General features: G+C 62.6%; 26 protein-coding genes and 1 tRNA gene. 15 read left to right on the plus strand and 12 right to left on the minus strand.

Translation table 11 applies throughout. From position 1 onward, the window contains the following. Entirely contained in the window at positions 1 to 762 is a 762-nt protein-coding gene (locus CAF70_RS04970) for a TSUP family transporter (protein ID WP_085621964.1), read from the minus strand. Between the two features lie 98 nt (positions 763 to 860). On the opposite strand from CAF70_RS04970, the gene CAF70_RS04975 reads away from it, so the two are divergent. Continuing rightward, positions 861 to 1,778, plus strand: coding sequence for a LysR family transcriptional regulator (locus tag CAF70_RS04975; RefSeq protein WP_085621962.1), 918 nt, complete (start codon positions 861 to 863; stop codon positions 1,776 to 1,778). A 215-nt stretch (positions 1,779 to 1,993) separates the two neighbouring features. Here CAF70_RS04975 and CAF70_RS27650 read toward each other — a convergent pair whose 3' ends face one another. Further along, positions 1,994 to 2,473 carry a hypothetical protein gene (locus CAF70_RS27650; protein WP_178076350.1) on the minus strand — a complete coding sequence of 160 codons (480 nt, stop codon included), beginning with the start codon at positions 2,471 to 2,473 and terminating at the stop codon, positions 1,994 to 1,996. On the opposite strand from CAF70_RS27650, the gene CAF70_RS04985 reads away from it, so the two are divergent. Then, positions 2,414 to 2,992, plus strand: coding sequence for a cysteine hydrolase family protein (locus CAF70_RS04985; protein WP_085621957.1), 579 nt, complete (start codon positions 2,414 to 2,416; stop codon positions 2,990 to 2,992). The two genes, CAF70_RS27650 and CAF70_RS04985, sit on opposite strands and share 60 nt — an antisense overlap. Positions 2,993 to 3,313: 321 nt before the next feature. Continuing rightward, positions 3,314 to 3,499 (plus strand): hypothetical protein, encoded by a 186-nt coding sequence (locus tag CAF70_RS04990; protein WP_085621955.1) that lies wholly within the window; start codon positions 3,314 to 3,316, stop codon positions 3,497 to 3,499. Between the two features lie 124 nt (positions 3,500 to 3,623). Here CAF70_RS04990 and CAF70_RS04995 read toward each other — a convergent pair. After that, a tRNA-Ser gene (locus CAF70_RS04995) sits at positions 3,624 to 3,711 on the minus strand. A gap of 134 nt (positions 3,712 to 3,845) precedes the next feature. Here CAF70_RS04995 and CAF70_RS05000 point away from each other — a divergent pair. The 8 genes from CAF70_RS05000 (at position 3,846) to CAF70_RS05040 (ending at position 9,830) form a co-directional block, all read left to right on the plus strand. Beyond that, complete coding sequence (locus tag CAF70_RS05000; RefSeq protein ID WP_003251184.1) at positions 3,846 to 4,517, plus strand: Bax inhibitor-1/YccA family protein; 672 nt, start codon at positions 3,846 to 3,848, stop codon at positions 4,515 to 4,517. Positions 4,518 to 4,831: 314 nt separating this feature from the next. Beyond that, positions 4,832 to 6,211 (plus strand): nucleobase:cation symporter-2 family protein, encoded by a 1,380-nt coding sequence (locus CAF70_RS05010; protein ID WP_085621951.1) that lies wholly within the window; start codon positions 4,832 to 4,834, stop codon positions 6,209 to 6,211. Positions 6,212 to 6,395: 184 nt separating this feature from the next. Continuing rightward, positions 6,396 to 6,788: a sulfurtransferase complex subunit TusD gene (gene tusD / locus CAF70_RS05015; protein WP_085621949.1), complete on the plus strand. Its 393-nt coding sequence runs from the start codon at positions 6,396 to 6,398 to the stop codon at positions 6,786 to 6,788. Position 6,789: 1 nt separating this feature from the next. Beyond that, positions 6,790 to 7,149, plus strand: coding sequence for a sulfurtransferase complex subunit TusC (gene tusC, locus CAF70_RS05020; RefSeq protein ID WP_085621946.1), 360 nt, complete (start codon positions 6,790 to 6,792; stop codon positions 7,147 to 7,149). Next, positions 7,149 to 7,445, plus strand: a complete 297-nt coding sequence (gene tusB / locus CAF70_RS05025) for a sulfurtransferase complex subunit TusB (RefSeq protein ID WP_085621944.1) — start codon at positions 7,149 to 7,151, stop codon at positions 7,443 to 7,445. Before tusC ends, tusB begins: the two co-directional genes overlap by 1 nt. Next, the gene (locus CAF70_RS05030; protein ID WP_085621941.1) at positions 7,442 to 7,777 is read left to right on the plus strand and encodes a TusE/DsrC/DsvC family sulfur relay protein; all 336 of its coding nucleotides are present in this window, start codon (positions 7,442 to 7,444) and stop codon (positions 7,775 to 7,777) included. Before tusB ends, CAF70_RS05030 begins: the two co-directional genes overlap by 4 nt. Then, positions 7,774 to 8,766, plus strand: a complete 993-nt coding sequence (locus CAF70_RS05035) for a glycosyl transferase family protein (protein WP_085621940.1) — start codon at positions 7,774 to 7,776, stop codon at positions 8,764 to 8,766. Before CAF70_RS05030 ends, CAF70_RS05035 begins: the two co-directional genes overlap by 4 nt. Before the next feature lie 104 nt (positions 8,767 to 8,870). Further along, a complete protein-coding gene (locus CAF70_RS05040) occupies positions 8,871 to 9,830 on the plus strand; it encodes a glutathione S-transferase family protein (protein WP_085621939.1) in 960 nt (319 codons plus the stop codon). 127 nt (positions 9,831 to 9,957) lie between these two features. Here CAF70_RS05040 and cysG read toward each other — a convergent pair whose 3' ends face one another. The 6 genes from cysG to CAF70_RS05070 all read right to left on the minus strand — a co-directional run bounded on the left by cysG (position 9,958) and on the right by CAF70_RS05070 (position 17,620). Then, the gene (gene cysG, locus CAF70_RS05045) at positions 9,958 to 11,349 is read right to left on the minus strand and encodes a siroheme synthase CysG (protein WP_085621938.1); all 1,392 of its coding nucleotides are present in this window, start codon (positions 11,347 to 11,349) and stop codon (positions 9,958 to 9,960) included. Further along, positions 11,350 to 12,630, minus strand: coding sequence for a serine--tRNA ligase (serS, locus tag CAF70_RS05050; protein ID WP_085621937.1), 1,281 nt, complete (start codon positions 12,628 to 12,630; stop codon positions 11,350 to 11,352). 30 nt (positions 12,631 to 12,660) lie between these two features. Beyond that, positions 12,661 to 13,035 carry a fluoride efflux transporter CrcB gene (gene crcB, locus CAF70_RS05055; protein ID WP_085621936.1) on the minus strand — a complete coding sequence of 125 codons (375 nt, stop codon included), beginning with the start codon at positions 13,033 to 13,035 and terminating at the stop codon, positions 12,661 to 12,663. Then, positions 13,032 to 14,357, minus strand: a complete 1,326-nt coding sequence (locus CAF70_RS05060; protein WP_028613325.1) for a replication-associated recombination protein A — start codon at positions 14,355 to 14,357, stop codon at positions 13,032 to 13,034. The genes crcB and CAF70_RS05060 overlap by 4 nt, the downstream gene beginning before the upstream one ends. A 12-nt stretch (positions 14,358 to 14,369) precedes the next feature. Beyond that, positions 14,370 to 15,005, minus strand: coding sequence for an outer membrane lipoprotein chaperone LolA (gene lolA, locus CAF70_RS05065; protein ID WP_085621935.1), 636 nt, complete (start codon positions 15,003 to 15,005; stop codon positions 14,370 to 14,372). A 62-nt stretch (positions 15,006 to 15,067) separates the two neighbouring features. Next, entirely contained in the window at positions 15,068 to 17,620 is a 2,553-nt protein-coding gene (locus tag CAF70_RS05070; protein ID WP_371915935.1) for a DNA translocase FtsK, read from the minus strand. Between the two features lie 329 nt (positions 17,621 to 17,949). Here CAF70_RS05070 and aat point away from each other — a divergent pair, with 329 nt between their 5' ends. From aat to infA, 3 genes are all read left to right on the plus strand, one after another. Then, on the plus strand, positions 17,950 to 18,630 hold the full coding sequence (gene aat / locus CAF70_RS05075) for a leucyl/phenylalanyl-tRNA--protein transferase (protein ID WP_085621933.1): 681 nt from the start codon (positions 17,950 to 17,952) through the stop codon (positions 18,628 to 18,630). A 56-nt stretch (positions 18,631 to 18,686) separates the two neighbouring features. After that, complete coding sequence (locus tag CAF70_RS05080) at positions 18,687 to 19,394, plus strand: arginyltransferase (RefSeq protein WP_085621932.1); 708 nt, start codon at positions 18,687 to 18,689, stop codon at positions 19,392 to 19,394. Positions 19,395 to 19,496: 102 nt separating this feature from the next. Next, on the plus strand, positions 19,497 to 19,715 hold the full coding sequence (infA, locus tag CAF70_RS05085) for a translation initiation factor IF-1 (protein WP_002553999.1): 219 nt from the start codon (positions 19,497 to 19,499) through the stop codon (positions 19,713 to 19,715). A gap of 166 nt (positions 19,716 to 19,881) precedes the next feature. On the opposite strand, the gene clpA is transcribed toward infA, so the two are convergent. Both clpA and clpS read right to left on the minus strand, forming a co-directional pair. Then, the gene (gene clpA / locus CAF70_RS05090; RefSeq protein ID WP_085621931.1) at positions 19,882 to 22,152 is read right to left on the minus strand and encodes an ATP-dependent Clp protease ATP-binding subunit ClpA; all 2,271 of its coding nucleotides are present in this window, start codon (positions 22,150 to 22,152) and stop codon (positions 19,882 to 19,884) included. A gap of 30 nt (positions 22,153 to 22,182) precedes the next feature. Then, positions 22,183 to 22,545, minus strand: a complete 363-nt coding sequence (gene clpS, locus CAF70_RS05095) for an ATP-dependent Clp protease adapter ClpS (RefSeq protein WP_013973290.1) — start codon at positions 22,543 to 22,545, stop codon at positions 22,183 to 22,185. A 230-nt stretch (positions 22,546 to 22,775) separates the two neighbouring features. On the opposite strand from clpS, the gene cspD reads away from it, so the two are divergent. Beyond that, positions 22,776 to 23,030 carry a cold shock domain-containing protein CspD gene (gene cspD / locus CAF70_RS05100; protein WP_085621930.1) on the plus strand — a complete coding sequence of 85 codons (255 nt, stop codon included), beginning with the start codon at positions 22,776 to 22,778 and terminating at the stop codon, positions 23,028 to 23,030. A 73-nt stretch (positions 23,031 to 23,103) separates the two neighbouring features. On the opposite strand, the gene icd is transcribed toward cspD, so the two are convergent. Further along, on the minus strand, positions 23,104 to 24,360 hold the full coding sequence (gene icd, locus CAF70_RS05105) for an NADP-dependent isocitrate dehydrogenase (protein WP_015270970.1): 1,257 nt from the start codon (positions 24,358 to 24,360) through the stop codon (positions 23,104 to 23,106). Positions 24,361 to 24,755: the final 395 nt, after the last annotated feature.

The following is a 24,755-nucleotide window of genomic DNA, read 5'->3' on the forward strand; positions in this document are numbered from 1 at the left end:
CTAGCCGGCCAGCAAGTCCCAGGTCAACTTGGCGATCAGTACGCACAACAGTATCAGGAACAGCCCGCGCACAAAGCCCGCGCCCTTGCGCACCGCCAGCCAGGTACCGGTCAGCGCGCCGAGGATGTTGCACACCGCCATGGGCAAGGCGATGGCGTACAGCACGTTGCCCGATGGCACGAAGAACACCAGCGCCGCCAGGTTGGTGGCGATGTTCACCACCTTGGCCGACGCCGAGGCGTGCAGGAAGTCCAGGGCAAAGAAGCGAATGAACAGGAAGATCAGGAAGCTACCGGTACCCGGCCCGAACAGGCCATCGTAAAAGCCGATCGCACCACCGATCAGCACCGCCAGGCACTGCTCCTTGCGGCCGATCCTTGCGGGTTTGTGCAGCGTGCCGAAGTCCTTTTTGCAGAAAGTGTAGATCGCCATCAGCACGATCAGCACGAGCACCGCCGGGCGCATCACGCTGGGCGGCACCAGCGACACCGTGGCGGCACCGGCAAACGACATGGCAAAGGCACTGAGCGCCGCCGGCACGATCAACCCCCAGTCCAGCGTCACCCTGCGGATGAACGAACGCGCCGCGAAGGCCGTGCCGCAGACCGACGCCAGCTTGTTGCTGCCGAGCAATGCCGCCGGCTGTGCGGTGGGCAGCACGTTGAACAAGGCTGGTATCTGGATCAGCCCGCCGCCACCCACGGCGGCGTCGATCAGCCCAGCGGCGAAGGCAAACACGGAGAGCACAGCGATATCCATCATGACGCGGTTCCAGGCAGTGAAGACGCCTGCAAGGCTAATCAAAGCGCCGCGCTTGTGTTGAAATGCCATATTGCGAAAACTGCAACGAGGAGCAGGCAATGGCGTTGGACATGCTGCGAGAAATCCAGGCGTTCGTCAGCGTGGCGCACAAGCGCAGCTTCGTTGCCGCCGCCCGCGCGCTGGGGCGCTCGCCCAGCGCCGTCACCCGTGCGGTACAAACCCTGGAAGACAATGCCGGGAGCAAACTGCTCAACCGCAACGCCAACGCCGTGACCCTTACCGAAGCTGGCGAGCGCCTGCTGCCTCACGCCGAACGCTTGCTGGATGTGCAACGTGATGCCGCCGACGAACTGGCCGCGCTCAGCGGCAGTGCGCAAGGCTGGATCCGCTTCGCCGTGCCGCAGGTGCTGGGTGAACATGTACTGCCCTTGGTGCTTGCCGAGTTTTCCCGATGCCACCCCCAGGTAACCCTGGACGTGCAGTACAGCGACGGCGCCCTGGACCCGCTGCAAGGCAAATTCGATTTCGTCGTGCGCGGTGCCTTCCCGCAGTCCAGCGAGCTGATCGGCTACCCACTATGGGATTACCGGCGCCACCTGTATGCGAGCCCTGCATACCTGGCCCAGGCCGGCACGCCACAACAACCCGAAGACCTCGAAGGCCATGCACTGATCCTGCACACCGCCCCGCGCATCCTCAAGGCCTGGCATTTCTGCCGTGACGGCCAGATCACCAGCTTGCGCCCGAGGCCCAGGTTGCGCCTGGACTCAGGCGACGCGGTGTACCACAGCACCCTGGCCGGTGCCGGCATTGCCCGCCTGGCCGCCTGGGTTGGCGAAGCGCAGGTCAAGGCCGGGCGGCTGGTGCGGGTATGCCCGCAATACCGACTGACCTCCAGCAACGGCCAGGACCCGCAAATGCATGCGGTGTACCCCGCCGGCGAACTGCCGGCACGGGTGCGCGACCTGCTGGCGGCCCTGCGCCGCGCCGGCATGGCCTACTGCAACCCACCCTGAAACGGCTGTTCAAATTCTGCTCAATTTAACAGAGCCCGCCGCGGGCCTGGCTTCCAGCACTTTATCCACAGACCTACCCACGTTTTTTGTGGACAGATTTCCCAGTGCAAAGAATGACTTATCGTACAAATCGGTAGGGTGAATCGGCCAACAACGGAGAGAGTCGGGCCCGCCCGAAGGACAGGCAGGCCGCGGGGGAACAACCGTGATGAACATCAGCTTGGCGGAATGGTGCCAAGAATACCAACCAGAATGGTCAACAGCAGAAAACCACCCAGGAACAGCGCGAGCTTGCCCATCGGAACCTCTACAAGTTTGATGCGGGAATGGGCATATTGTCGGGCGTGGGCTGATACGGTTACAGATTCAGGTTTGTGGAAAAAAAGCGGATCAGATGCGAAGCGCCGATGCTTTGTGGGAGCGGGCGTGCCCGCGAACACCGGCGCAGCCGGTGCCAGGCACCGCGTTGGATTCTTCGCGGGCACGCCCGCTCCCACACGGTACACGGACCGCTTGCGCACTGAGTTCTCTGCGCCACAGCGCAACTGCCCTTTACACGAGACAGCAATTTTTGCAGTTATCCACGCTGTGCCAGGTTCGAGTGCTTGAAACCCGCCAAGGAGTGCCATCCCGCCATGACTGCTTTCGCGACCAACGCTGCCTTGTTGCTGATCGACCTTCAGGTTGGCATTCATCACCCGCGCCTGGGCCGGCGCAACAACCCTGAGGCCGAACTGCGTATAGGCGATCTGCTGGCTGCGTGGCGTCAGTCAGGACGCCCGGTTGTCCATGTGCGCCACCTGTCCCGCTCGGTGGACTCGGTGTTCTGGCCGGGCCAGTCCGGTTGCGAATTCCAGCCCGCGTTCACCCCGCTGGCCAGCGAAACCGTGTTCGACAAGCAGGTGCCCGATGCCTTCGCCAACTCCGGCCTGGAGCGCTGGCTGCATGCACGCGGCATCAACCAACTGGTGATCGCCGGGGTCATTACCAACAATTCCGTGGAATCCAGCGCACGCTCGGCGGGCAGCCTCGGTTTCGATGTGGTGGTGATCGAAGATGCCTGCTTCACCTTTGACCAGCACGACCTGCAAGGCCGGCTTTGGCCTGCGGAGGATGTACATGCGCTGTCGTTGAGCAACCTGGCCCTGGATTACGCGCGCATCCTGCGCACCGAGCAGGTACTGGCCGGCGTCGCGCTTCAGGTCAGCCGCTGAAGCTTCTGCGCAGGCGCCGAATGCTTCAGCAAGGGGCGGTAATTGCTACATAAGATTTCCAAAAGCACGACAGGCCCTGGATTGAGCCGTGTCGAAGGCGTGCATTGCCGCAAACCGCTGGTTCCCAGCTACCACGCGGTGTTTAGCCAGGTTTGAAAGACACGACTTGTAACGCAGCTTGTAGGATCTTTTACCGCGCAATGTAGGAAGAATTGATGTAACGGGCTTTGCCTGTATGAAACATCAGTTTCTCCAGCAAATTCGAGCTGCTACGGTCCAGTTTTCCTACAACGGCACGGAAGCCCACAGCATGAGAAAAGCATGGAACCGTTCAATGTCTCGGCCCTGAAGCTGCAGAAAAATTTGCTTAACCTGCGCCTTGAGCGCGATCGCCTGAGAAGGGAGGGCAAGGACAAGGAAGCCGACGAACTCGCGGCAGCGATCGAGCGGATAGAGGCGGCCATTCGGCAATTGCCGGATGACATGAAGCCAGTGACTCTGCAATAGAACCTGTGGGAGCGGGCATGCCCGCGAAGAATGCAACGCGGTCCCGCGAAGCTGCGAAAAAGCGGCGGTTTCCAACTTCCAGAAATGCAAAAGCCCCGAATAATCGGGGCTTTTGCTGAAGATATGGCGGAAGCGTAGAGATTCGAACTCTAGGATAGTTGCCCATCGACGGTTTTCAAGACCGTTGCCTTAAACCACTCGGCCACGCTTCCAGCTCGTTTTGCGGCCGCCATCATACCGTAATGAAACAAGCTGTCAAACTCTCTGTGTCGCGGGTTGTGGGAGCTCTGATAGACTCCTAGCATCTGAACGTTTCAAAACCACAGGTTTACCAAGGAGTGTCGCCATGCGCGAACAGGATTACGCCGTACACCACGGCCAGCAGGTCGAGCAGCAGGAGATCAGCAAGGTCCTGCGCAACACGTACAGCCTGCTGGCACTTACCCTTGCCTTCAGCGGTGTCATGGCCTTCGTGGCCCAGCAGATGCGCGTCGGCTACCCGAACGTGTTCGTGGTGCTGATCGGCTTCTACGGGCTGTTCTTCCTTACCAACAAACTGCGTGATTCGGCCTGGGGCCTGGTCTCCACCTTCGCCCTTACCGGCTTCATGGGCTTCATCCTCGGCCCTATCCTCAACCGTTACCTGGGCATGGCCGGTGGCGCCGAGGTGGTCAGCTCGGCGTTTGCCATGACTGCGCTGGTGTTCGGTGGTCTGTCGGCCTATGTGCTGATCACCCGCAAGGACATGAGCTTCCTCAGCGGCTTCATCACTGCAGGCTTCTTTGTCCTGCTGGGTGCTGTCGTGGCCAGCTTCTTCTTCCAGATCAGCGGCCTGCAACTGGCGATCAGCGCTGGCTTCGTGCTGTTCTCGTCGGTCTGCATCCTGTTCCAGACCAGCGCGATCATTCATGGTGGCGAGCGTAACTACATCATGGCGACCATCAGCCTGTATGTGTCGATCTACAACCTGTTTGTCAGCCTGCTGCAACTGTTTGGCATCATGGGTCGTGATGACTGATTGATTGCTGCAAGAGAAAGCCCGCTTCGGCGGGCTTTTTTGTGGGCGATCAACTCATCGATTCAGCCGGTGTCTTGTGGGAGCGGGCGAGCCCGCGAACACCGGCGGAGCCGGTGCCATGCACCGCGTAGCATTCTTCGCGGGCATGCCCGCTCCCACAGGTTCGGCTTCTGGGCAATATCACTCAGTAATTGACTATAAAGTCAGATAAACAGGCGAATGCCCTTCGATCATGTTGCCATCGTGCATTGGTCTACCCCAATCCGCCATCAGCCCGTAGAATGCGCTCCTTTTTTCTTCCGGGGCAGCTTTCAATGAGCTCACACGAACACAGCCCAGGCGCGGCGGCGCCTGCCAATGAACTGGTGCTGGGTCTGGAGGACAAGCCACGGCTGTTGATCGGCCTGCTGGCTGCCCTGCAGCACCTGCTGGCGATCATCGTGCCGATCGTCACCCCTGGCCTGCTGATTTGCCAGGCGCTGGGTGTTTCCGCACGTGATACCAACCTGATCGTTTCCATGTCGCTGGTCATCTCGGGTATCGCCACCTTCGTGCAGTGCAAACGCTTCGGGCCGTTCGGTGCCGGGCTGCTGATCGTTCAGGGCACCAGCTTCAACTTCGTCGGCCCGCTGATTGCCGGCGGGGCGCTGATGGTCAAACAGGGTACGCCGGTTGAAGGCGTGATGGCGGCCATCTTTGGTGTGGTAATCGCCGGCTCGTTCGTAGAGATGGGCGTGTCGCGCATCCTGCCCTTCGTCAAACGCCTGATTACCCCGCTGGTAACCGGCATCGTGGTGCTGATGATCGGCCTGACCCTGATCAAGGTCGGCCTGATCAGCATGGGTGGTGGCTTCGGCGCCATGGCTAATGGCACCTTCGCCAATGGCGAAAACCTGCTGCTGTCGGGCGTGGTGCTGGCGATCATCGTCATCCTCAACCGCATCCCGGTGGTGTGGATGCGCAGCTGCGCCATCGTTATCGCCCTGGCAGTCGGCTATGCGCTGGCCGGCTATCTGGGCCGCCTGGACTTCACCGGCATGCACGAAGCCGCGCTGTTCCAGGTGCCAACGCCGCTGCACTTCGGCCTGGGCTTCTCCTGGGCGCTGTTCATTCCGATGCTGGTCATCTACCTGGTGACTTCGCTGGAAGCCATCGGTGACGTTACCGCAACCAGCAAGGTGTCGCGCCAGCCGGTCGAAGGGCCGGTGTGGATGCAACGCATCAAGGGCGGTGTGCTGGTCAACGGGGCCAACTCGCTGCTGGCCGGCTTGTTCAACACCTTCCCGAGCTCGATCTTTGCGCAGAACAACGGCGTTATTCAGCTGACCGGGATCGCCAGCCGCCATATCGGCATGTGGATTGCCCTGATGCTGGTGCTGCTGGGCCTGTTCCCGAGCGTTGCCGGGGTGATCCAGGCAGTGCCGGAGCCAGTGCTGGGTGGCGCGGCCATGGTCATGTTCGGTGCGGTTGCGGCGTCGGGTATCAATATCCTGGCCAGCACACGGCTGGACCGTCGTGCACTGCTGATTATCGCGGTGTCCCTGGCCTTGGGCCTGGGTGTGGCGCAGGTGCCGGAATTCCTGGCGCACATGCCGGCGGCGATTCGCAATGTGCTGGAGTCGGGCGTGGCTACCGGAGGTATCTGTGCCCTGGTGTTGAACTGGTTCTTGCCGGAGAGCAAGGAACAGGCTTGAGCCTAGAGTCCTTCTGTCAGGGCCATGGGGCTGCTTTGCAGCCCGTCGCGACACAAGGCCGCTCCTACACGAGGCCGCGTAGACCTGAAGATTGGTGCAAGACAGAAAGCCCGCCCCGCCATGCACAAGCGGGCGCGGGCTTTTTTGCTTTATCATGGCACCATTCCTTTTGCATGAGTTACCCATGAAATTCGCTATCGCGGTGTTCTCCCCGGCCCATGCGCCCTCCTCGCGGCGCGCCTTGCGCTACGCCGAGGCGGTGCTGGCTGGCGGGCATGAGATTGCCCGGCTGTTCTTCTATCAGGACGGGGTACACAGTGCCTCGGCCAACGTGGTCGCCCCCCAGGATGAGCTGGATGTGGCCGGCCAATGGCTTACTTTTATCGAGACCAACCAGCTGGACGCAGTGGTGTGCATCGCCGCCGCCCTGCGCCGTGGCGTGCTCGACGAGGCCGAAGCCAATCGCTACCAGCGCCCGGCCGTGAACCTGCCCAAGCCCTGGGACTTGTCGGGGCTTGGCCAACTGCATGAGGCGGCGCAGGTTGCCGATCGCCTTGTCTGCTTTGGAGGCGACTGAAATGGCCAAATCCTTGTTGATCATCAGCCGCCAGGCACCCTGGAACGGCCCCTCGGCCCGCGAGGCACTGGACATCGCCCTGGCCGGCGGCGCGTTCGATTTGCCGCTGGGCATGCTGTTCCTCGATGACGGCGTGTTCCAGCTCGCTGCGGACCAGCAGCCCACCGCCGTGCAACAGAAGAACCTGGCCGCCAACCTGCAAGCGCTGCCAATGTTCGGCGTCGAGGACCTGTTCGCCTGCAGCCACAGCCTCGCACTGCGCGGCATGGCAGCCGGCACCCTGGCGCTGCCGGTGCAAGTGCTGGACGACGCGGCCCTGGCCGCACTGATCGCCCGTTTCGACCAGGTGGTAACGCTTTGATGACGACCCTGCATGTAATTGCCCACTCCCCGTTTGGCGACGAGCGCCTGGCCAGCTGCCTGCGCCTGCTCGGTACTGAGGACGCCCTGCTGCTGTGCGGCGATGCGGTGTATGCCCTGCGCAGCGGCAGCGAGCCACACCGCCAGTTGCAAGCCGCCGGCCTGGCCCAGCGCCTGTTTGCCCTGGAAGAAGACGTGCAGGCCCGCGCGGTCGGCAACGAACTGGCCAAGGCCGTGGACTATGCCGGGTTCGTCGAGCTGTCGCTGCATTACCACAAGGTCAACAGTTGGCTATGAATACGCTCAACGTTGGCGATCAGGCGATCGCCCTGGACAAGGACGGCTTCCTGGTCGACCTGCAAGACTGGTCGCATGCCGCTGCCGAGGCCTTGGCCGCACGCGAGGGTATCGCGCTGACGGCGGACCACTGGGAAATCCTCGAACTGCTGCGCCAGTTCTACCAGGAATACCAGCTGTCCCCGGCCACGCGCCCGCTGATCAAGTACACGGCCCTCAAACTGGGCCCGGACAAGGGCAACAGCCCGCACCTGAACCGCCTGTTCAACGGCACTCCCGCCAAACTGGCCGCCAAACTGGCGGGCCTGCCCAAGCCGACCAACTGCATATGACAGAACCTCGCCCGCTTACCCTGGTAACCCCCGCCGAACACCCGTTTGCCGAATTCGTGCGCATTCTTGGCAAAGGCAAGCGCGGCGCGCGCGGCCTGACCCGGGAAGAAGCCCGTGTGGCCATGACCCTGCTGCTGGAAGGCAAGGTCGAAGATGCCCAGCTCGGCGCCTTCCTGATGCTGCTGCGGCACAAGGAAGAAAGCGCCGAAGAGCTGGCCGGGTTCACCGAGGCCCTGCGCACGCATTTGCAGGCGCCGAGCATCGCCGTGGACCTGGACTGGCCCACTTACGCCGGCAAGAAGCGCCACCTGCCCTGGTACCTGCTGGCGGCCAAGTGCCTGGCCAACAATGGCGTGCGCATCCTGATGCACGGTGGCGGTGCACACACTGCCGGGCGCCTGTACACCGAGCAGCTTCTGTCCTTGCTGGAAATTCCGCTGTGCCGTGACTGGGCTGCCGTCAGCCACGGCCTGGACCAGCAGCGCCTGGCCTTCTTCCCGCTACAGGACTGGGCGCCGCAGTTGCAGCGCATGATCGACCTGCGCAACACCCTGGGCCTGCGTTCGCCCATCCATTCGCTGGCCCGGGTACTCAACCCGCTGGCTGCGCGTTGTGGCCTGCAGAGCATCTTCCACCCCGGTTACCAGGCAGTGCACCGCGAAGCCAGCCGGCTGCTGGGCGACCATGCCGTGGTGATCAAGGGCGATGGCGGCGAGATCGAGGTCAACCCCGATGTCATCAGCCACTTGTACGGCACCACTGCCGGCGAAGCCTGGGATGAGGAATGGCCAGCACTGAGCGAACGCCGCCACGTGAAGCCGCCAAGCTTGCAGCCCGAGCAATTGCTGGCGGTCTGGCGCGGCGAGGCCGAGGACAGCTACGGTGAAATGGCCGTGGTCGCGACCATGGCCTTGGCCTTGCGCGGCTTGGGCAGCGACCGTGAGCAGGCGTTCGCCACAGCGCGTGGTTACTGGAGTGCACGGAACTAATCGAATTAATAGATAATTATGGCGCGGTCTTTGCGCTATTTATTCGAACGATTTCCCCTAGACTGGGCTCCAACGACAAACAACTTTGTTCCGAGGAGCTCACCATGGGCCTTTTGATCGACGGCCGCTGGCATGACCAGTGGTATGAAAACGGCAAGGACGGCACCTTCAAGCGCGAAAATGCCCAACGCCGCAATCAGCTGCCCGCTCCCGAAGCCGGTCGTTACCACCTGTACGTCTCGCTGGCCTGCCCATGGGCACACCGCACCCTGATCTTCCGCGCGCTCAAGGGCCTGGAGCCATTGATCGACGTGTCGGTGGTCAGCTGGCTGATGCAGGACCATGGCTGGACGTTCGACCGGCAGCAAGGCTCCAGCGGCGACCACCTCGACGCACTGCAGTACCTGCACCAGCGCTACACCCAGGATGACCCGCACTACACTGGCCGCGTGACGGTACCAGTGCTGTGGGACAAAAAGGAAAAGCGCATCGTCAACAACGAGTCAGCGGAGATCATCCGCATCTTTAACAGTGCGTTCAACGAGCTGACCGGCAATACGCTGGACCTGTACCCCGAGCCGCTGCGCCCGGCCATCGAGGCACTAAACGAACGCATTTACCCAGCGGTGAATAACGGCGTGTACCGCGCGGGCTTTGCCACCACGCAGGAAGCCTACGAGGCGGCGTTTGACGATGTGTTCAACGAACTGGCTTATCTGGAAGACCTGCTCAGCCGCAACCGCTACCTGGCCGGCGAGTACCTGACCGAGGCCGATGTGCGCCTGTTCACCACCCTGGTGCGCTTCGACGCGGTATACCACGGGCACTTCAAGTGCAACCTGCGGCGCCTGAGCGATTATCACAACCTGTCGAACTGGCTGCGCGAGCTGTATCAGTGGCCGGGGGTGGCAGGCACAGTGGACATGGAGCATATCCAGAAGCACTACTACATGAGCCACAAGACCATCAACCCGAACGGGATCGTGCCCAAGGGGCCGCTGCAGGACTTCAACCTGCCGCATGATCGGGAGCGTTTGGCAGGCAAGGGGATCTGGCAGGCTTGAGATTGTCGGGGCTGCTTTGCAGCCCATCGCAGGCAAGCCAGCTCCCACAGGTATCTCCGAAGCCTTGTGCAGCACCTGTGGGAGCTGGCTTGCCTGCGATGGGCCGCAAAGCGGCCCTTTAGCGGTTTCAGCTGTTCTGCGAGCCTTCGAACCAGGCCAGCTTGTCACGCAACTGCACCACTTCCCCGACAATCACCAGGGTCGGTGCATGCACTTCATGCTGGGCCACCAGCTCCGGCAAGTCGGCCAAGGTGCCGGTGAACACCCGCTGATTACGCGTAGTCCCCTGCTGCACCAGCGCCGCCGGGGTACTGGCCGCACGGCCATGGCGAATCAGCTCGGCACAGATGGTCGGCAAACCCACCAAGCCCATGTAGAACACCAAGGTCTGCGCCGGCGCCACCAGGTCATGCCAAGGCAGGTTGCTGGTGCCGTCCTTCAAGTGCCCGGTCACGAAACGCACCGACTGGGCATGGTCGCGGTGAGTCAGCGGAATCCCGCCATAGGCGGAACACCCGCTGGCCGCGGTAATGCCCGGCACCACCTGAAACGGGATGCCCTGTTCGGCCAGCTCTTCGATCTCTTCGCCACCCCGGCCAAAGATGAATGGGTCGCCGCCTTTCAGGCGCAGTACACGCTTGCCCTGCCGGGCCAGATCGACCAGCAGGCGGTTGATCTGATCCTGAGGCACTGCATGGTCGGCACGACGCTTGCCCACGTAGATTCGCTCGGCATCGCGCCGGCACATATCGATGATCGCCGGAGCCACCAGGCGGTCGTACAGCACCACGTCGGCCTGCTGCATCAGGCGCAAGGCACGGAAGGTCAACAAGTCCGGATCGCCCGGGCCAGCACCCACCAGGTACACCTCACCGCCCTGCTGCACTGGTGCACCGTCAACCATCGCCTGCAACAGGCGCTCGGCCTCGGCGCCCTGCCCGGCCAGCTGGCGCTCGGCAATCGGCCCCTGGAACACGGTTTCCCAGAAGCCACGGCGCTGGTTGACGTCCGGGTACAAGGCCTTGACCTTTTCGCGGAAGCGCGCGGCCAGGCCGGCCAGTTCGCCGTAGGCGGACGGGATCCAGGCTTCCAGCTTGGCGCGAATCAAACGCGCCAGCACCGGGGCATCGCCGCCACTGGACACCGCCACCACCAACGGTGAACGGTCGACGATCGCCGGGAAGATCACCGTGCACAGGGCCGGCGCATCCACCACATTGACCGGCAGGCTCAGCGCCTGCGCATCCGCCGACACCTCGGCGTTGAGCCCTGGGTCGTCGGTGGCCGCGATCACCAGCCGGCAACCGACCAGGTCGGCTGCCTGATAGCCGCGCACCAGCACCTCGCCGCCACCTTCCCGGGCCAGTGCGGCCAACTGGCCGTCGACATCCGGGGCCACCACGCGCAGCGCGGCGCCGGCATCGGCCAGCAGGCGCGCCTTGCGCAAGGCGATCTCACCGCCGCCGACGACCAGCACGCGGCCGCCCTGCAGCTTGTGGAACAGCGGCAGGTAATCCATTTAGCGGATAACCTCGACGCCGCCCATGTACGGCTTCAGCACTTCCGGTACACGGATCGAACCGTCGGCCTGCTGGTAGTTTTCCAGCACGGCAACCAGGGTACGGCCTACAGCCAGGCCGGAGCCGTTAAGGGTGTGCACCAGCTCTGGCTTGCCGGTTTCCGGGTTGCGCCAGCGGGCCTGCATGCGGCGCGCCTGGAAGTCGCCGCAGTTGGAGCACGAGCTGATTTCGCGGTACTTGTCCTGGCTGGGTACCCATACTTCCAGGTCGTAGGTCTTCACCGCACCAAAGCCCATGTCGCCGGTGCACAGCGCCAGCACGCGGTACGGCAGCTCCAGCAGCTGCAGCACGCGTTCGGCGTTGGCAGTCAGGCCTTCCAGGGCTTCCATCGACTTGGACGGCTCGACCACCTGCACCATCTCGACCTTGTCGAACTGGTGCTGGCGGATCATGCCGCGGGTGTCACGGCCGGAAGCGCCGGCTTCACTGCGGAAGCACGGGGTGTGGGCAACCAGCTTCAGTGGCAGCTGTTTGGCGTCGAGGATTTCACCGGCCACCAGGTTGGTCAGCGACACTTCGGCGGTCGGAATCAGGTAGAAGTCGGCTTCGCCTTCACGGCTGATCTTGAACAGGTCTTCCTCGAACTTTGGCAGCTGGCCAGTGCCTTGCAGGGCCGGAGCCTGGACCAGGTACGGGGTGTAGTGTTCCTCGTAGCCGTGCTCGCCGGTGTGCAGGTTGATCATGAACTGCGCCAGGGCACGGTGCAGGCGGGCGATCGGGCCACGCAGCACGGCAAAGCGCGCGCCAGAAAGCTTGGCGGCGGCTTCGAAGTCCAGGCCACCGCTGACTTCGCCAAGGGCGACGTGGTCCTTGATTTCGAAGTCGAAGGCCTTCGGTGTGCCCCAACGGCGCACTTCGACGTTGTCGTCTTCGCTGGCACCGACCGGTACGCTGGCGTCCGGCAGGTTGGGAATGGTCAGCAGGATGCCGTCCAGTTCAGCCTGGATGCCGTCCAGTTCGGCCTTGCCGGCAGCCAGTTCGTTGGCCATGCGCTCGACGTCGGCCATCAGCGGCGCAATATCTTCGCCCTTGGCCTTGGCCTGGCCGATGGACTTGGAACGGGCGTTACGCTCGGCCTGCAGCTGCTCGGTGCGGGTCTGCACCGCCTTGCGGCGCTCTTCCAGTGATTCGATGCGCGCGACATCCAGGCTGAAGCCACGGGAGGCCAGGCGATCCGCCACTTCCTGAAGTTGGCCGCGTAACAGTTTGGAATCGAGCATATCGTTCTCTCGTTATGTGTAGGTGTTGGTTCAGAATCGGGTCAGGCACAGGCCGGCCCAGGTCGCGAGCAGCCCGCCCACCACGCTGATACCGGTATAGCCCAAAGCCAGAGGCACTTGCCCGCTTTCCAGCAGGCGTACGGTATCCAGCGAAAAGGAGGAAAAGGTCGTCAGGCCGCCGAGGAAGCCGACGATCAGCCCGGCACGCAGCTCGACCGGCACGACCGGCTTGTGCAGGAACAGGCCATAGAGCAGGCCGATCAGCAGGCAGCCAACCAGGTTGACCGCCAGCGTACCGAGATAGAAGTGCCGTGGCCAGTGGGCAGCCACCCAATTGGTGGTAGCAAAGCGCAACAAGGTACCGGCAATACCACCCGCGCTGACGGCGGCAATCAGTGCAATCACGGTTTTCTCCGCTGGCGGGGGCTGTTGCGGTCAAGGTCGGCCAGGTGGCGCAGCTTCTCACCAATCTTCAGCTCCAGGCCTCGCGGCACCGGCTGGTAGTACTGACGCGGCTCGAGTTCGTCGGGAAAGTAGTCTTCGCCGGCGGCATAGGCGTCTGGCTCGTCGTGGGCATAGCGGTACTCATCGCCATAGCCCAGCTGCTTCATCAGCTTGGTCGGGGCGTTGCGCAGGTGCAGCGGCACTTCCAGCGAGCCGTGCTCGGCAGCCTCGCGCAGGGCGGTCTTGAAGCCCATGTACACCGCGTTGCTCTTCGGTGCACAGGCGAGGTAGGTGATGGCCTGGGCCACCGCCAGCTCGCCCTCCGGGCTGCCAAGGCGCTCTTGCACATCCCAGGCCGCCAGGCACAAGCTGAGTGCGCGCGGGTCGGCGTTGCCGATGTCTTCGCTGGCCATGCGTACCACGCGGCGGGCGATGTACAGCGGGTCGCAGCCGCCGTCGAGCATGCGCGCGAACCAGTACAGGGCACCATCGGGGTTGGACCCGCGCACCGATTTGTGCAGCGCGGAAATCTGGTCATAGAACGCCTCGCCGCCCTTGTCGAAGCGGCGACGGCTGTCACCGAGCAGACTCTGCAGCATCTCGACGTCGATCTCGCTGCCGTCTTCGGCCAGGTCCGAGGCATTCTCGAGGAAGTTGAGCATGCGCCGGCCATCGCCATCGGCGGCGGCCATCAGCATCTTGAAAGCGTCGTCGCCAACCCGCAGGTTGCGCTTGCCCAGGCCGCGCTCTTCAGTCAGCGCGCGGTTGACCAGCTTGCGCAACGCCGCCTCGTCCAGACTCTTGAGCACATACACCCGCGCCCGCGACAGCAGTGCGTTGTTCAGCTCGAACGACGGGTTTTCGGTGGTGGCGCCAATGAACAGCAGGGTGCCGTCTTCCACATAAGGCAGGAAGGCATCCTGCTGCGACTTGTTGAAGCGATGCACTTCGTCGACGAACAGGATAGTACGGCGGCCGTACTGGCCAGCCTGCTGCTTGGCCACCTCGACCGCCTGGCGAATTTCCTTCACCCCGGCCAGCACCGCCGACACCGTTTCGAAGTGCGCGTCGCAGAACTGCGCCAGCAGCCGCGCAAGTGTGGTCTTGCCCACACCCGGCGGCCCCCAGAAGATCATCGAATGCAGCGCACCCTGCTCCAGCGCCTCGCGCAGCGGTTTGCCGCGCGCCAGCAGGTGCTCCTGGCCAACGTACTCGTCCAGGTTGGACGGACGCAGGCGAGCCGCCAGGGGCTGGGCGACGGGTTCGCTTCGAAACAGGTCCATGGCGAGCTCTGGTTACTCCTTGATGACGTCCGCGCCCTTGGGGATGTCGAACTTGAACTTGCTGTCCGGCACCGCCTGGTTGGCCTTCACGCCATTGAACAGGATGTTGGTGCGCTGGCCGACGCTGTCGATCAGCTGCATGTCATTGATCAGGCCTTTGCGGAACGACACGCGCAGCGAGTCGAACAGGGTGTCCTTGGTTTTCGGCTTGAGGGTGAAGTCCATCACTTCGCCCTGCTCCTTCGAGCTGATGTCGAAGCTCTGGCTGATCTTCGACACGTCACCGGACAGCAGCAGCGCCGGGGTCTGGTTCAGGCGCTGGTCGAGCTTCTTGATGGTCGCCTGCTCCAGGTCCGGATCCCACAGGGTGACGTTGGTGCCGTCGGATACCACTACCTGCTCCTGCGGCGCATCGGTGTGCCAGTAGAACAGGCCCGGACGCTTGACGGTCATCTTGCCGGAGGTTTCCTGCAGGCTGGTGCCGCCGGCGTCCAGGGTCAGCTGGGAGAAGTTGGCCTCGATGGTCTGCGACTTTTCCAGCAACTGGGTAAGGCGTTGTACATCTTGCTCACCGGCATAAGCCGAAACGGTGGCCGACACAGAAGCCGCGGCCAGGGCAGAAACCAACAGCATGCGAATCGCGCGCATGGGAGTCCTCATCGAGCATTGAAAAGGCCGGGCGCCACCGTTGGCGCTCGGCAGGGTGTTCATCAGTCGCGCGGGCCGCCCGGGGCAATCACTTCCCGCGAGCCGTTGCTGTTCATGGGAGTGACCACGCCGGCCATTTCCATGGCTTCGATCATGCGGGCGGCGCGGTTGTAGCCGATCTTCAGTTTGCGCTGCACGGCCGAGATGGACGCACGGCGGCTTTCCAGCACGAACTGCACGGCCTCATCATACAGGGCGTCGCTTTCCGAATCTTCGCCATCGCCACCACCACCGCCGCCTTCGAAGCCGCTGCCGGCCTCTTCGACGCCGTTGAGAATGTCGTCGTTGTAGTCCGGGGCGCCACGCAGCTTCCACGCTTCCACCACGCGGTGCACTTCGTCGTCGGAGACGAACGCGCCGTGCACGCGAATCGGCAGGCTGGTGCCCGGCGGCATGTACAGCATGTCGCCGTGGCCCAGCAGCTGTTCGGCACCACCCTGGTCGATGATGGTCCGCGAGTCGATCTTGCTCGACACCTGGAACGCCATGCGGGTCGGGATGTTGGCCTTGATCAGGCCGGTAATCACATCCACCGACGGGCGCTGGGTGGCGAGGATCAGGTGGATACCGGCCGCACGGGCCTTCTGGGCGATACGGGCGATGAGCTCTTCGACCTTCTTGCCGACGATCATCATCATGTCGGCGAATTCGTCGACCACCACAACAATGGTCGGCAGGGTTTTCAGCGCCGGCGGTTCGTCGTCCATGCTCTCGCGGCGGTACAGCGGGTCATGGATGATTTCGCCGGCTTCCTGGGCGTCCTTGATCTTGCGGTTGAAGCCGGCCAGGTTACGCACGCCCATGGCCGCCATCAGCTTGTAGCGCCGCTCCATCTCGGCCACGCTCCAGCGCAGGGCGTTGGCGGCGTCCTTCATGTCGGTGACCACCGGGCACAGCAGGTGCGGGATGCCTTCGTAGATCGACAGTTCGAGCATTTTCGGGTCGATCATGATCAAGCGCGCGTCTTCCGGGCTGGACTTGAACAGGATCGACAGGATCATCGCGTTCACGCCCACCGACTTACCGGAACCCGTGGTACCGGCCACCAGCAGGTGCGGCATCTTGGCCAGGTCGGTGATCACCGGCTTGCCGCCGATGTCGTGGCCCAGGGCCAGGGTGACCGGCGACTTCTGCTCGTCGTACTGCGGCGTGGCCAGCACTTCGGAAAAGCGCACCATCTGCCGGTTTTCGTTGGGGATCTCGATACCCACGGTGGTCTTGCCGGGGATGACCTCGACCACACGCACGCTGGTCACGGCCAGCGAACGCGCCAGGTCCTTGGCCAGGTTGGCGATACGGCTGACCTTGACACCGGCTGCCGGCTGGATTTCGTAACGGGTAATCACAGGGCCCGGGTGGATCGAGTCCACCGCCACTTCCACGCCGAACTCCTTGAGCTTGATTTCCAGCAGCTGGCCGACACCGGCCAGGGATTCGGGCGAGTACTCGATCTTCTTCTGTTCGGCCGGGTCGAGAATGGAGATCGACGGCAAGGTGCCTTCCACCGCGCTGTCGACGAACAGCGGCGCCTGCTTCTCTTTCATCACTCGCTTGCTCGGCTCCGGCGCCCTGGCAGGTGCCGGCGGCACGATCATCGGGGCCGCGGCGGGTTGTTCGCGGGAGATTACCGGCTCACGCGGGGCCAGCGACTCGCGCGGTACCACAGGCTCACGCGACAGGGTGGGCTCACGCGGCTCGACCGGCTGGGCAGGTGCTTCTTCACGCTTGAAGATACGCTCGCGCAGCGCCGGTTTGGCCGGCTCGCGCTTGTCGGCAGCCATCGGCGCAGCCTTGACCACCACCGGTTCATCCTCGCGCAGCTGCGCCTCCAGGCGTTTGCGCTCGTTGCGTGCCTCCCACCAACGGTTGGCGGCGCCCTGCACCAGTTCGAACAGGTCGAGGGTGATCTTGCCGGTCAGGTCCATAACCTTGAACCACGACAGGTCGGTGAACACGGTCAGGCCGAACAGGAACAAGGCAATGAACATCAACGTGCTGCCCTGCACATTCAGCAGGTTGCGCGCCAGGTCGCCGAGGCTCTCGCCCAGTGCACCACCGGCGGAGAACGGCATGCTCGCAGGCGGATGGAAATGGATATGCGCCAGCGCCGCACCAGACAGCACCAGGAACACCAGGCCGATCAGCCGCCAGGAGAACAGCCAGCCGCTCCAGTCCCAGGGCTGGTGGCGTTCGCGGAAAATCTGCCAGGTCTTTATCGCCAGCAGCAGCGGGAAGATGTAGGCGAAGTAACCCAGCACCATGAACAGGATGTCGGCGAAGTAAGCACCGGCACGCCCGGCGGCGTTCTGCACCTGGTCGACGTTGCTGGTGTGGCTGAAGCCCGGGTCCGACGTGTCGTAGGTAAGCAGCGCCATCCACAGGTACAGGCACAGGGCGCCGACAGCGATCAACGCACCTTCCTTGAGGCGATAATGCAGCTGCTGCCGCCACAGGGGGACGGGCAAGGGAGCTGGAGTTGCGGTGGATTTCTTCAAAACGCGTCTATTCCTGCGCGTGCTGCGCGTCCAATAGTGATCGGCCGACGGTGCGGCCAATGAACCACTACTTTTAACATTACTGCCCGCCCACTGCCATGACGGCGCGCCGTAAGGCGCTTGAGTGGGGGCGACTTTCGTATAGCTGCAATTTGAGCATGCATTGCCTTCTGTGACAAAGGCTTATGCTGTGTTTTTGCACAGGTGTGACAGCAAATGTAGCGGATGGTGCCTGCGGTTTCATGAATGTGTAGGAAATTGCCTAAATTACCGAAGCTCTTGCGCCCTGATAGGAGCAGCCTCGTGCTGGCTTTGGGGGTCAAAGAGATTGACCCTGCTTTTCGCCCGCGCCATGCTGCCCTCTCCCCTCCCCCACCGCACGATAGACCATGCTCACCTGGCTGACCCGCGACTCGCTGACCTTCCCGCCCCTGGAAAAGGCCCTGCACGACCCCAATGGCCTGCTGGCTGCCGGCGGCGACCTGAGCCCCGAGCGCCTGGTGCAGGCCTATCGCCACGGCTGCTTCCCGTGGTACCAGGACGGCCAGCCAATCCTCTGGTGGTCACCCGACCCGCGCACGGTGCTGCTCCCGGATCAGCTGCACGTGTCGCGCTCGCTGGCCAAGCTGATGCGCCAGGGGCGGTACCAGGTCAGCTTCGACACTGACTTCGCCGCCGTCATCGCCGCCTGCGCCGCGCCACGTGACTACGCCGACGGCACCTGGATCACCGACACCATGCGCGCCGCCTACTGCGAGCTGCACCAGCGCGGCATCGCCCATTCGGTGGAAGTGCGCCAGGACGGCGAGCTGGTCGGTGGCCTGTACGGCCTGGCCATGGGCCAGCTGTTCTTCGGCGAATCGATGTTCAGCCGCGCCGACAACGCTTCGAAGGTCGGCTTCGTGACCCTGGTCAACCACCTGCGCCAGGCCGGTTTCGTCCTTATAGACTGCCAGATGCCGACCAACCACCTGCATAGCCTGGGCGCCCACGCCATCAGCCGCGCCGAGTTCGCCGGCTACCTGGCACGCCACCTCGACCAGCCCAACAGCGCCACATGGGTTCCCTAGGCGAGTTCCCATAGCTGGCTTACACTTAAAACAAAGTCTCACCGAGGGGGTTGATCATGACAGAGTTGGCGCGGTTGAAGTTCTATGCCACTCAACCCCACTCCTGCAGCTACCTGCCCGACGAACAGGCAACCACGCTGTTCCTCGACCCTAGCCAGCCGATGGACGTGCATGTATACGCCGACTTGTCGGAAATGGGCTTTCGCCGCAGCGGCGACCACCTTTACCGCCCGCACTGCCAGAACTGCAATGCCTGCGTGCCGGCCCGCATCCCCGCGGCGCGCTTCATCCCCAATCGCCAGCAACGGCGCATCCTCAAGCGCAACGCCGACCTGACCGTGAGCGCAGCGCGCCCGGCATTCAAGGAAGAGTACTTCGAGCTGTACCGGCGCTATATCGAAACGCGCCATGCCGACGGTGACATGTACCCACCTAGCCGCGACCAGTTTTCTACCTTCCTGGTGCGCGACCTGCCGTTCTGCTGGTTCTACGAGTTCCGCCTGGAAGGCCGCCTGATGGCGGTAGCGGTGTGCGACCTGCTGCCCAATGGCCTTTCGGCGGTGTATACCTTCTACGAGCCGGACGAAGAACGCCGCAGCCTGGGCCGCTTCGCCATCCTCTGGCAGATCACCGAAGCCCTGCGCCAGAACCTGGAGGCGGTTTACCTGGGTTACTGGATCAAGAACTGCAAGAAAATGAACTACAAGACACAGTATCGGCCTATCGAATTGTTGATAAATCAGCGCTGGGTCACCCTCAACTGAAAGGCATTGGCTTGACACACAGTTTTCGGGCATAATCCACGCCACTTTTTTGCCCGGTGCGGTTATGCGTCGGGCCAACACTGGATCCGAGGGCTCTACTGCATGTCGAAAGAAGACAGCTTCGAAATGGAAGGTACTGTCGTCGACACCCTGCCCAACACCATGTTCCGCGTGGAGTTGGAAAACGGGCACGTCGTAACCGCGCACATCTCCGGAAAGATGCGCAAGAACTACATCCGTATTCTCACTGGCGACAAGGTCCGCGTCGAACTGACGCCTTACGACCTGAGCAAGGGCCGCATCACCTACCGTGCGCGCTAAGCTCAAGCCATGAAAAAGCCCGGCGATGTGCCGGGCTTTTTTGTGCTTTCAGGATTGTTGGGGCTGCTTTGCAGCCCTTCGCGGGCACGCCCGCTCCCACAGGTAATAGCTATCCCCCCTGTGGGAGCGGGCGTGCCCGCGAAGGGCCGCATAGCGGCCCCATCTATCACGCAACCTCAGCGGTGGTCTCGAAGTCGAACACCAGTTCGCCATCGCGCAGGTCGACGTGCACCACGCCACCATGCTCGGCCAGTTCGCCAAACAGGATCTCCTCGGCCAGCGGCCGCTTGATCTTGTCCTGGATCAGCCGCGCCATCGGCCGCGCACCCATCTGCACGTCGTAGCCCGAGGCCGCCAGCCAGCCGCGCGCATCGTCACTGACCTCCAACAGCACCCGCTTGTCTTCCAGCTGCGCCTGCAGTTCGATAAGGAACTTGTCGACGATGCTCTTGATCGTCTCGTGGCTCAGGCGGCCGAACTGGATGATGGTATCCAGGCGGTTGCGGAACTCCGGCGTGAAGCTCTTGCGGATGACTTCCATGGCATCGGACGCATGGTCCTGATGGGTGAAGCCGATCGAGGCCCGCGCGGCGGTTTCTGCGCCAGCGTTGGTGGTCATGATCAGGATCACGTTGCGGAAGTCGGCCTTGCGCCCGTTGTTGTCGGTCAGGGTACCGTGGTCCATCACCTGCAGCAGCAGGTTGAAGACTTCCGGGTGAGCCTTCTCGATTTCGTCGAGCAGCAACACGCAGTGCGGCTGCTTGGTGATCGCCTCGGTCAGCAAACCACCCTGGTCGAAGCCAACATAACCAGGAGGCGCACCGATCAGGCGCGACACGGTGTGGCGCTCCATGTATTCGGACATGTCGAAGCGCACCAGCTCCACGCCCAGCGCCTTGGCCAGTTGCCGTGCCGCTTCGGTCTTGCCGACGCCGGTGGGGCCGGCGAACAGGAACGAACCGACAGGCTTGTCTGGCGACTTGAGGCCGGCACGGGACAGCTTGATGGCGGTGGCCAGCGAATCGATCGCCTGGTCCTGACCGAATACGGTCAGTTTCAGGTCACGCTCCAGGTTGCGCAGCAGCTCCTTGTCGGAACTGGTGACGTGCTTCGGCGGAATCCGCGCGATCTTGGCGACGATGTCTTCGACCTGCGGCACGTCGATGCGCTTGACGCGGTTGGCCTCCGGCTGCAGGCGCTGGTAGGCACCGGCTTCGTCGATCACGTCGATGGCCTTGTCCGGCATGTGCCGGTCATTGATGTAGCGCGAGGCCAGCTCGGCAGCGGCGCGCAGGGCTTCGTCGCTGTACTCGATGTTGTGGTGGCTTTCGAAGCGCCCTTTCAGACCACGCAGGATACCCACGGTGTCTTCGACCGACGGCTCGCTGACATCGACCTTCTGGAAGCGCCGTGCCAGGGCACGGTCCTTCTCGAAGATGCCGCGGAACTCCTGGAAGGTGGTCGAGCCGATGCAGCGGATTTCGCCGGACGACAGCAGTGGTTTGAGCAGGTTGGAGGCATCCATCACCCCGCCCGACGCCGCACCGGCACCGATGATGGTGTGGATTTCGTCGATGAACAGGATTGCCTGCGGGCGCTTGCGCAGCTCACCGAGCAGCGCCTTGAAGCGCTTCTCGAAGTCGCCACGGTACTTGGTACCGGCCAGCAGTGCGCCGAGGTCGAGGGAATACACCACGCTCTGCGCCAGCAGGTCGGGCACCTGGCCATCGACGATGCGCTTGGCCAGGCCTTCGGCGATGGCGGTCTTGCCCACCCCGGCCTCACCCACCAGCAGCGGGTTGTTCTTGCGCCGACGGGCAAGAATTTGCGCCACGCGCTCCACTTCCTGCTCACGGCCTACCAGCGGGTCGATACGGCCAGCACGGGCCAGCTCGTTCAGGTTGCTGGCATAGGCATCCAGCGGGTTGCTCGAAGAGGCGGTATCGCCGCCCTCTTCGTCCTGCATTTCCTGGTCGCTTTCGGCATGCGAACCATGGCCCGGCACCTTGGAGATGCCATGGGCGATGTAGTTGACCACGTCGATGCGGGCCACGCTCTGCTGCTTGAGCAGGAACACGGCCTGGCTTTCCTGTTCGCTGAAGATCGCCACCAGCACGTTGGCGCCAGTGACTTCGCGCTTGCCGGAGCTTTGCACGTGGAACACGGCACGCTGCAGCACACGCTGGAAGCCCAGGGTCGGCTGGGTTTCGCGGTCTTCGTCGTTGACCGGGATCAGGGGTGTGGTGGAATCGATGAACTCTTGCAGGTCGTGCTTGAGTTTGTCGAGATTGGCGCCACAGGCGCGCAGAACGGTCGCGGCAGCCTCATTGTCAAGGAGTGCCAGCAGCAGATGTTCGACGGTCATGAACTCATGACGCTTCGAACGAGCCTCCTTGAAGGCAAGATTGAGGGTGACTTCGAGCTCGCGGTTTAACATAGCTTCACCTCATACCCAAGTGGTCGGCGATTAACCGTCCTTCTCGATTTCACAGAGTAGCGGATGCTGGCTTTCCCTGGCGTATTGGTTGACCTGCATAGCCTTTGTTTCGGCGATGTCACGGGTAAACAATCCGCACACTGCCCGCCCTTCGGTATGGACGGTCAGCATGATCTTGGTCGCCAGCTCGCGGTTCAGATTGAAGAACGTCTCGAGCACTTCGACGACGAAATCCATCGGCGTGTAGTCATCGTTGAACAAAACCACCTTGTACATCGGTGGTGCCTGCAGGATCGGCTTGGCTTCCTGAACTGCAAGACCTGAGCCGTCGTCCTCATTCGATTGCGGGCGATCCTGATTGAATGTTAGTCGAATCTCACTAGGTGCATGCATGGAAAGAATTTCATCATGAGCGACAGGTTAAGGTTGTGGGTTGACTGCGAAGGGCACGGCCAGCGCAGGCGCCGGGCGACCTTGACTATCGGCAAAACGGTGTTACAACCAATAAGAACCCACCGTGGTCGATAAAGATCCGCGCAGTCAACCAGATTTTTCGCATGGTTCGTATGCGGATGAAGTGGATGATACTCCAGTGATGGAGTCCTTTGCAGAGGGACATAAGGATGGCAAGCGGTAAAGTCAAGTGGTTCAACAATGCCAAGGGCTACGGATTCATCAATGAAGAGGGCAAGACTGACGACTTGTTCGCTCATTATTCAGCCATCCAGATGGACGGGTACAAGACGCTCAAGGCCGGCCAGGCTGTGAGTTTCGACATCGTCCAGGGGCCCAAAGGCCTGCACGCGGTGAATATCAGCAGCGCCGCTGCCGCCACTGCCGCCAGCGCACAGCAAACCGGCAGCACTGCCGACGCCTGACTTGCCGCGCCGCCTGCCGGTATACGAAAAAACCGGCCGTTTCTTTACTGGAAGCGGCCGGTTTTCCATTGCCTTACATATGCTTGATCATTTCATCGCCAAAGCCTGAACTGCTCACCAGCGTCGCACCGTCCATCAGCCGCTCGAAGTCGTAGGTCACGGTCTTGGCGGCAATCGCGCCGTTGGTGCCCTTGATGATCAGGTCGGCCGCCTCGGTCCAGCCCATGTGCCGCAGCATCATCTCTGCCGACAGGATCACCGAGCCCGGGTTGACCTTGTCCTGCCCGGCATACTTGGGCGCGGTGCCGTGGGTGGCCTCGAACATGGCCACGGTATCGGACAGGTTGGCCCCCGGCGCGATGCCGATACCACCCACCTCTGCCGCCAGGGCATCGGACAGGTAGTCACCGTTGAGGTTGAGGGTGGCGATCACGTCATACTCGGCCGGGCGCAGCAGGATCTGCTGCAACATCGCATCGGCGATGGCGTCCTTGACGATGACCTCACGGCCGCTCTTGGGGTTCTTGAACTTCATCCACGGGCCGCCATCGAGCAGCTCGGCCCCGAACTCGTCGCGGGCCACTTCATAGCCCCAGTCCTTGAAAGCGCCCTCGGTGAATTTCATGATGTTGCCCTTGTGCACCAGGGTCAGCGACTCGCGGTCGTTGTCCACCACGTACTGCAGGGCCTTGCGCACCAGGCGTTTGGTGCCCTCGCGGGACACCGGCTTGACGCCAATGCCGCAGTCCTGGTCAAAGCGGATCTTGGTAACGCCCATTTCCTCCTTGAGGAACTTGATCACCTTGTTCGCCTCGGGCGAACCGGCCTTCCACTCGATGCCGGCATAGATGTCCTCGGAGTTCTCGCGGAAGATCACCATGTCCACATCGCCAGGCTTTTTCACCGGGCTCGGTACACCCTGGAACCACAGCACCGGGCGCAGGCACACGTACAGGTCGAGCTGCTGGCGCAAGGCCACGTTGAGTGACCGGATGCCACCGCCCACCGGGGTGGTCAGCGGCCCCTTGATCGACACCACGTAATCACGCACGGCATCGAGGGTTTCCTGGGGCAGCCAGGTGTCCTGGTCGTACACCTGGGTGGCTTTTTCGCCGGCGTACACCTCCATCCATGCGATCTTGCGCTTGCCGCCGTAGGCCTTCTGCACGGCGGCGTCAACCACCTTGATCATTACCGGCGAGACATCGACGCCAATCCCGTCGCCCTCGATATAAGGAATGATCGGGTTGTCAGGCACGTTGAGCGAATGGTCGGCATTGACGGTGATCTTGGCGCCGTCGGTCGGAACCTTGATTTTCTGGTATCCCATGCTTGCACTACTCCGCGGTCGGGTGTGGTTTGGACATCAAGTGATGCAATGAGCCTAAACCACATCTGCGGACCTGCAAGGCATGCGACAACCCGCCACATTGCCGCTTAGTCTTTGGTCTTATAAATGGCCCGATATCACTTGGTCTTGCTGATTAGCCCGAATGGTTTGGTATACTGCGCCGCGACCGAAGGGTCATCGGGGCGATCCCTAGGAAAATGCGGACCGCCCTTGGCCATGAATGGACACAAAGCCTGGCCATAAAAGCCTGGGTTGTTACCGCAGCTCAGCAATTGACGCTCGACTGATGCATCCACCATCACCGCTCGCAGCCTCTCGACTTTCCGCTCATGGCGCTGCCAGGGCGATGCGCCTACCCTGCGCACCACGAGACT

The sequence above is a fragment of the Pseudomonas sp. B19(2017) genome (assembly GCF_002113165.1).
In the GTDB taxonomy this organism is placed as follows: domain Bacteria; phylum Pseudomonadota; class Gammaproteobacteria; order Pseudomonadales; family Pseudomonadaceae; genus Aquipseudomonas.

Bases quoted from the DNA above. Each gene is read 5' to 3' on its own strand.
- clpA (WP_085621931.1), bottom strand. From the start codon at position 22,152: ATGTTAAACCGCGAGCTCGAAGTCACCCTCAATCTTGCCTTCAAGGAG.
- CAF70_RS05000 (WP_003251184.1), top strand. From the start codon at position 3,846: ATGCGCGAACAGGATTACGCCGTACACCACGGCCAGCAGGTCGAGCAG.
- tusB (WP_085621944.1), top strand. From the start codon at position 7,149: ATGACGACCCTGCATGTAATTGCCCACTCCCCGTTTGGCGACGAGCGC.
- clpS (WP_013973290.1), bottom strand. From the start codon at position 22,545: ATGCATGCACCTAGTGAGATTCGACTAACATTCAATCAGGATCGCCCG.
- CAF70_RS04990 (WP_085621955.1), top strand. From the start codon at position 3,314: ATGGAACCGTTCAATGTCTCGGCCCTGAAGCTGCAGAAAAATTTGCTT.
- tusC (WP_085621946.1), top strand. From the start codon at position 6,790: ATGGCCAAATCCTTGTTGATCATCAGCCGCCAGGCACCCTGGAACGGC.
- CAF70_RS04970 (WP_085621964.1), bottom strand. From the start codon at position 762: ATGATGGATATCGCTGTGCTCTCCGTGTTTGCCTTCGCCGCTGGGCTG.
- icd (WP_015270970.1), bottom strand. From the start codon at position 24,360: ATGGGATACCAGAAAATCAAGGTTCCGACCGACGGCGCCAAGATCACC.
- CAF70_RS27650 (WP_178076350.1), bottom strand. From the start codon at position 2,473: ATGAATGCCAACCTGAAGGTCGATCAGCAACAAGGCAGCGTTGGTCGC.
- infA (WP_002553999.1), top strand. From the start codon at position 19,497: ATGTCGAAAGAAGACAGCTTCGAAATGGAAGGTACTGTCGTCGACACC.
- CAF70_RS04975 (WP_085621962.1), top strand. From the start codon at position 861: ATGGCGTTGGACATGCTGCGAGAAATCCAGGCGTTCGTCAGCGTGGCG.
- tusD (WP_085621949.1), top strand. From the start codon at position 6,396: ATGAAATTCGCTATCGCGGTGTTCTCCCCGGCCCATGCGCCCTCCTCG.
- CAF70_RS04985 (WP_085621957.1), top strand. From the start codon at position 2,414: ATGACTGCTTTCGCGACCAACGCTGCCTTGTTGCTGATCGACCTTCAG.
- CAF70_RS05040 (WP_085621939.1), top strand. From the start codon at position 8,871: ATGGGCCTTTTGATCGACGGCCGCTGGCATGACCAGTGGTATGAAAAC.
- CAF70_RS05080 (WP_085621932.1), top strand. From the start codon at position 18,687: ATGACAGAGTTGGCGCGGTTGAAGTTCTATGCCACTCAACCCCACTCC.
- cysG (WP_085621938.1), bottom strand. From the start codon at position 11,349: ATGGATTACCTGCCGCTGTTCCACAAGCTGCAGGGCGGCCGCGTGCTG.
- CAF70_RS05060 (WP_028613325.1), bottom strand. From the start codon at position 14,357: ATGGACCTGTTTCGAAGCGAACCCGTCGCCCAGCCCCTGGCGGCTCGC.
- lolA (WP_085621935.1), bottom strand. From the start codon at position 15,005: ATGCGCGCGATTCGCATGCTGTTGGTTTCTGCCCTGGCCGCGGCTTCT.
- cspD (WP_085621930.1), top strand. From the start codon at position 22,776: ATGGCAAGCGGTAAAGTCAAGTGGTTCAACAATGCCAAGGGCTACGGA.
- serS (WP_085621937.1), bottom strand. From the start codon at position 12,630: ATGCTCGATTCCAAACTGTTACGCGGCCAACTTCAGGAAGTGGCGGAT.
- CAF70_RS05035 (WP_085621940.1), top strand. From the start codon at position 7,774: ATGACAGAACCTCGCCCGCTTACCCTGGTAACCCCCGCCGAACACCCG.
- CAF70_RS05010 (WP_085621951.1), top strand. From the start codon at position 4,832: ATGAGCTCACACGAACACAGCCCAGGCGCGGCGGCGCCTGCCAATGAA.
- aat (WP_085621933.1), top strand. From the start codon at position 17,950: ATGCTCACCTGGCTGACCCGCGACTCGCTGACCTTCCCGCCCCTGGAA.
- CAF70_RS05030 (WP_085621941.1), top strand. From the start codon at position 7,442: ATGAATACGCTCAACGTTGGCGATCAGGCGATCGCCCTGGACAAGGAC.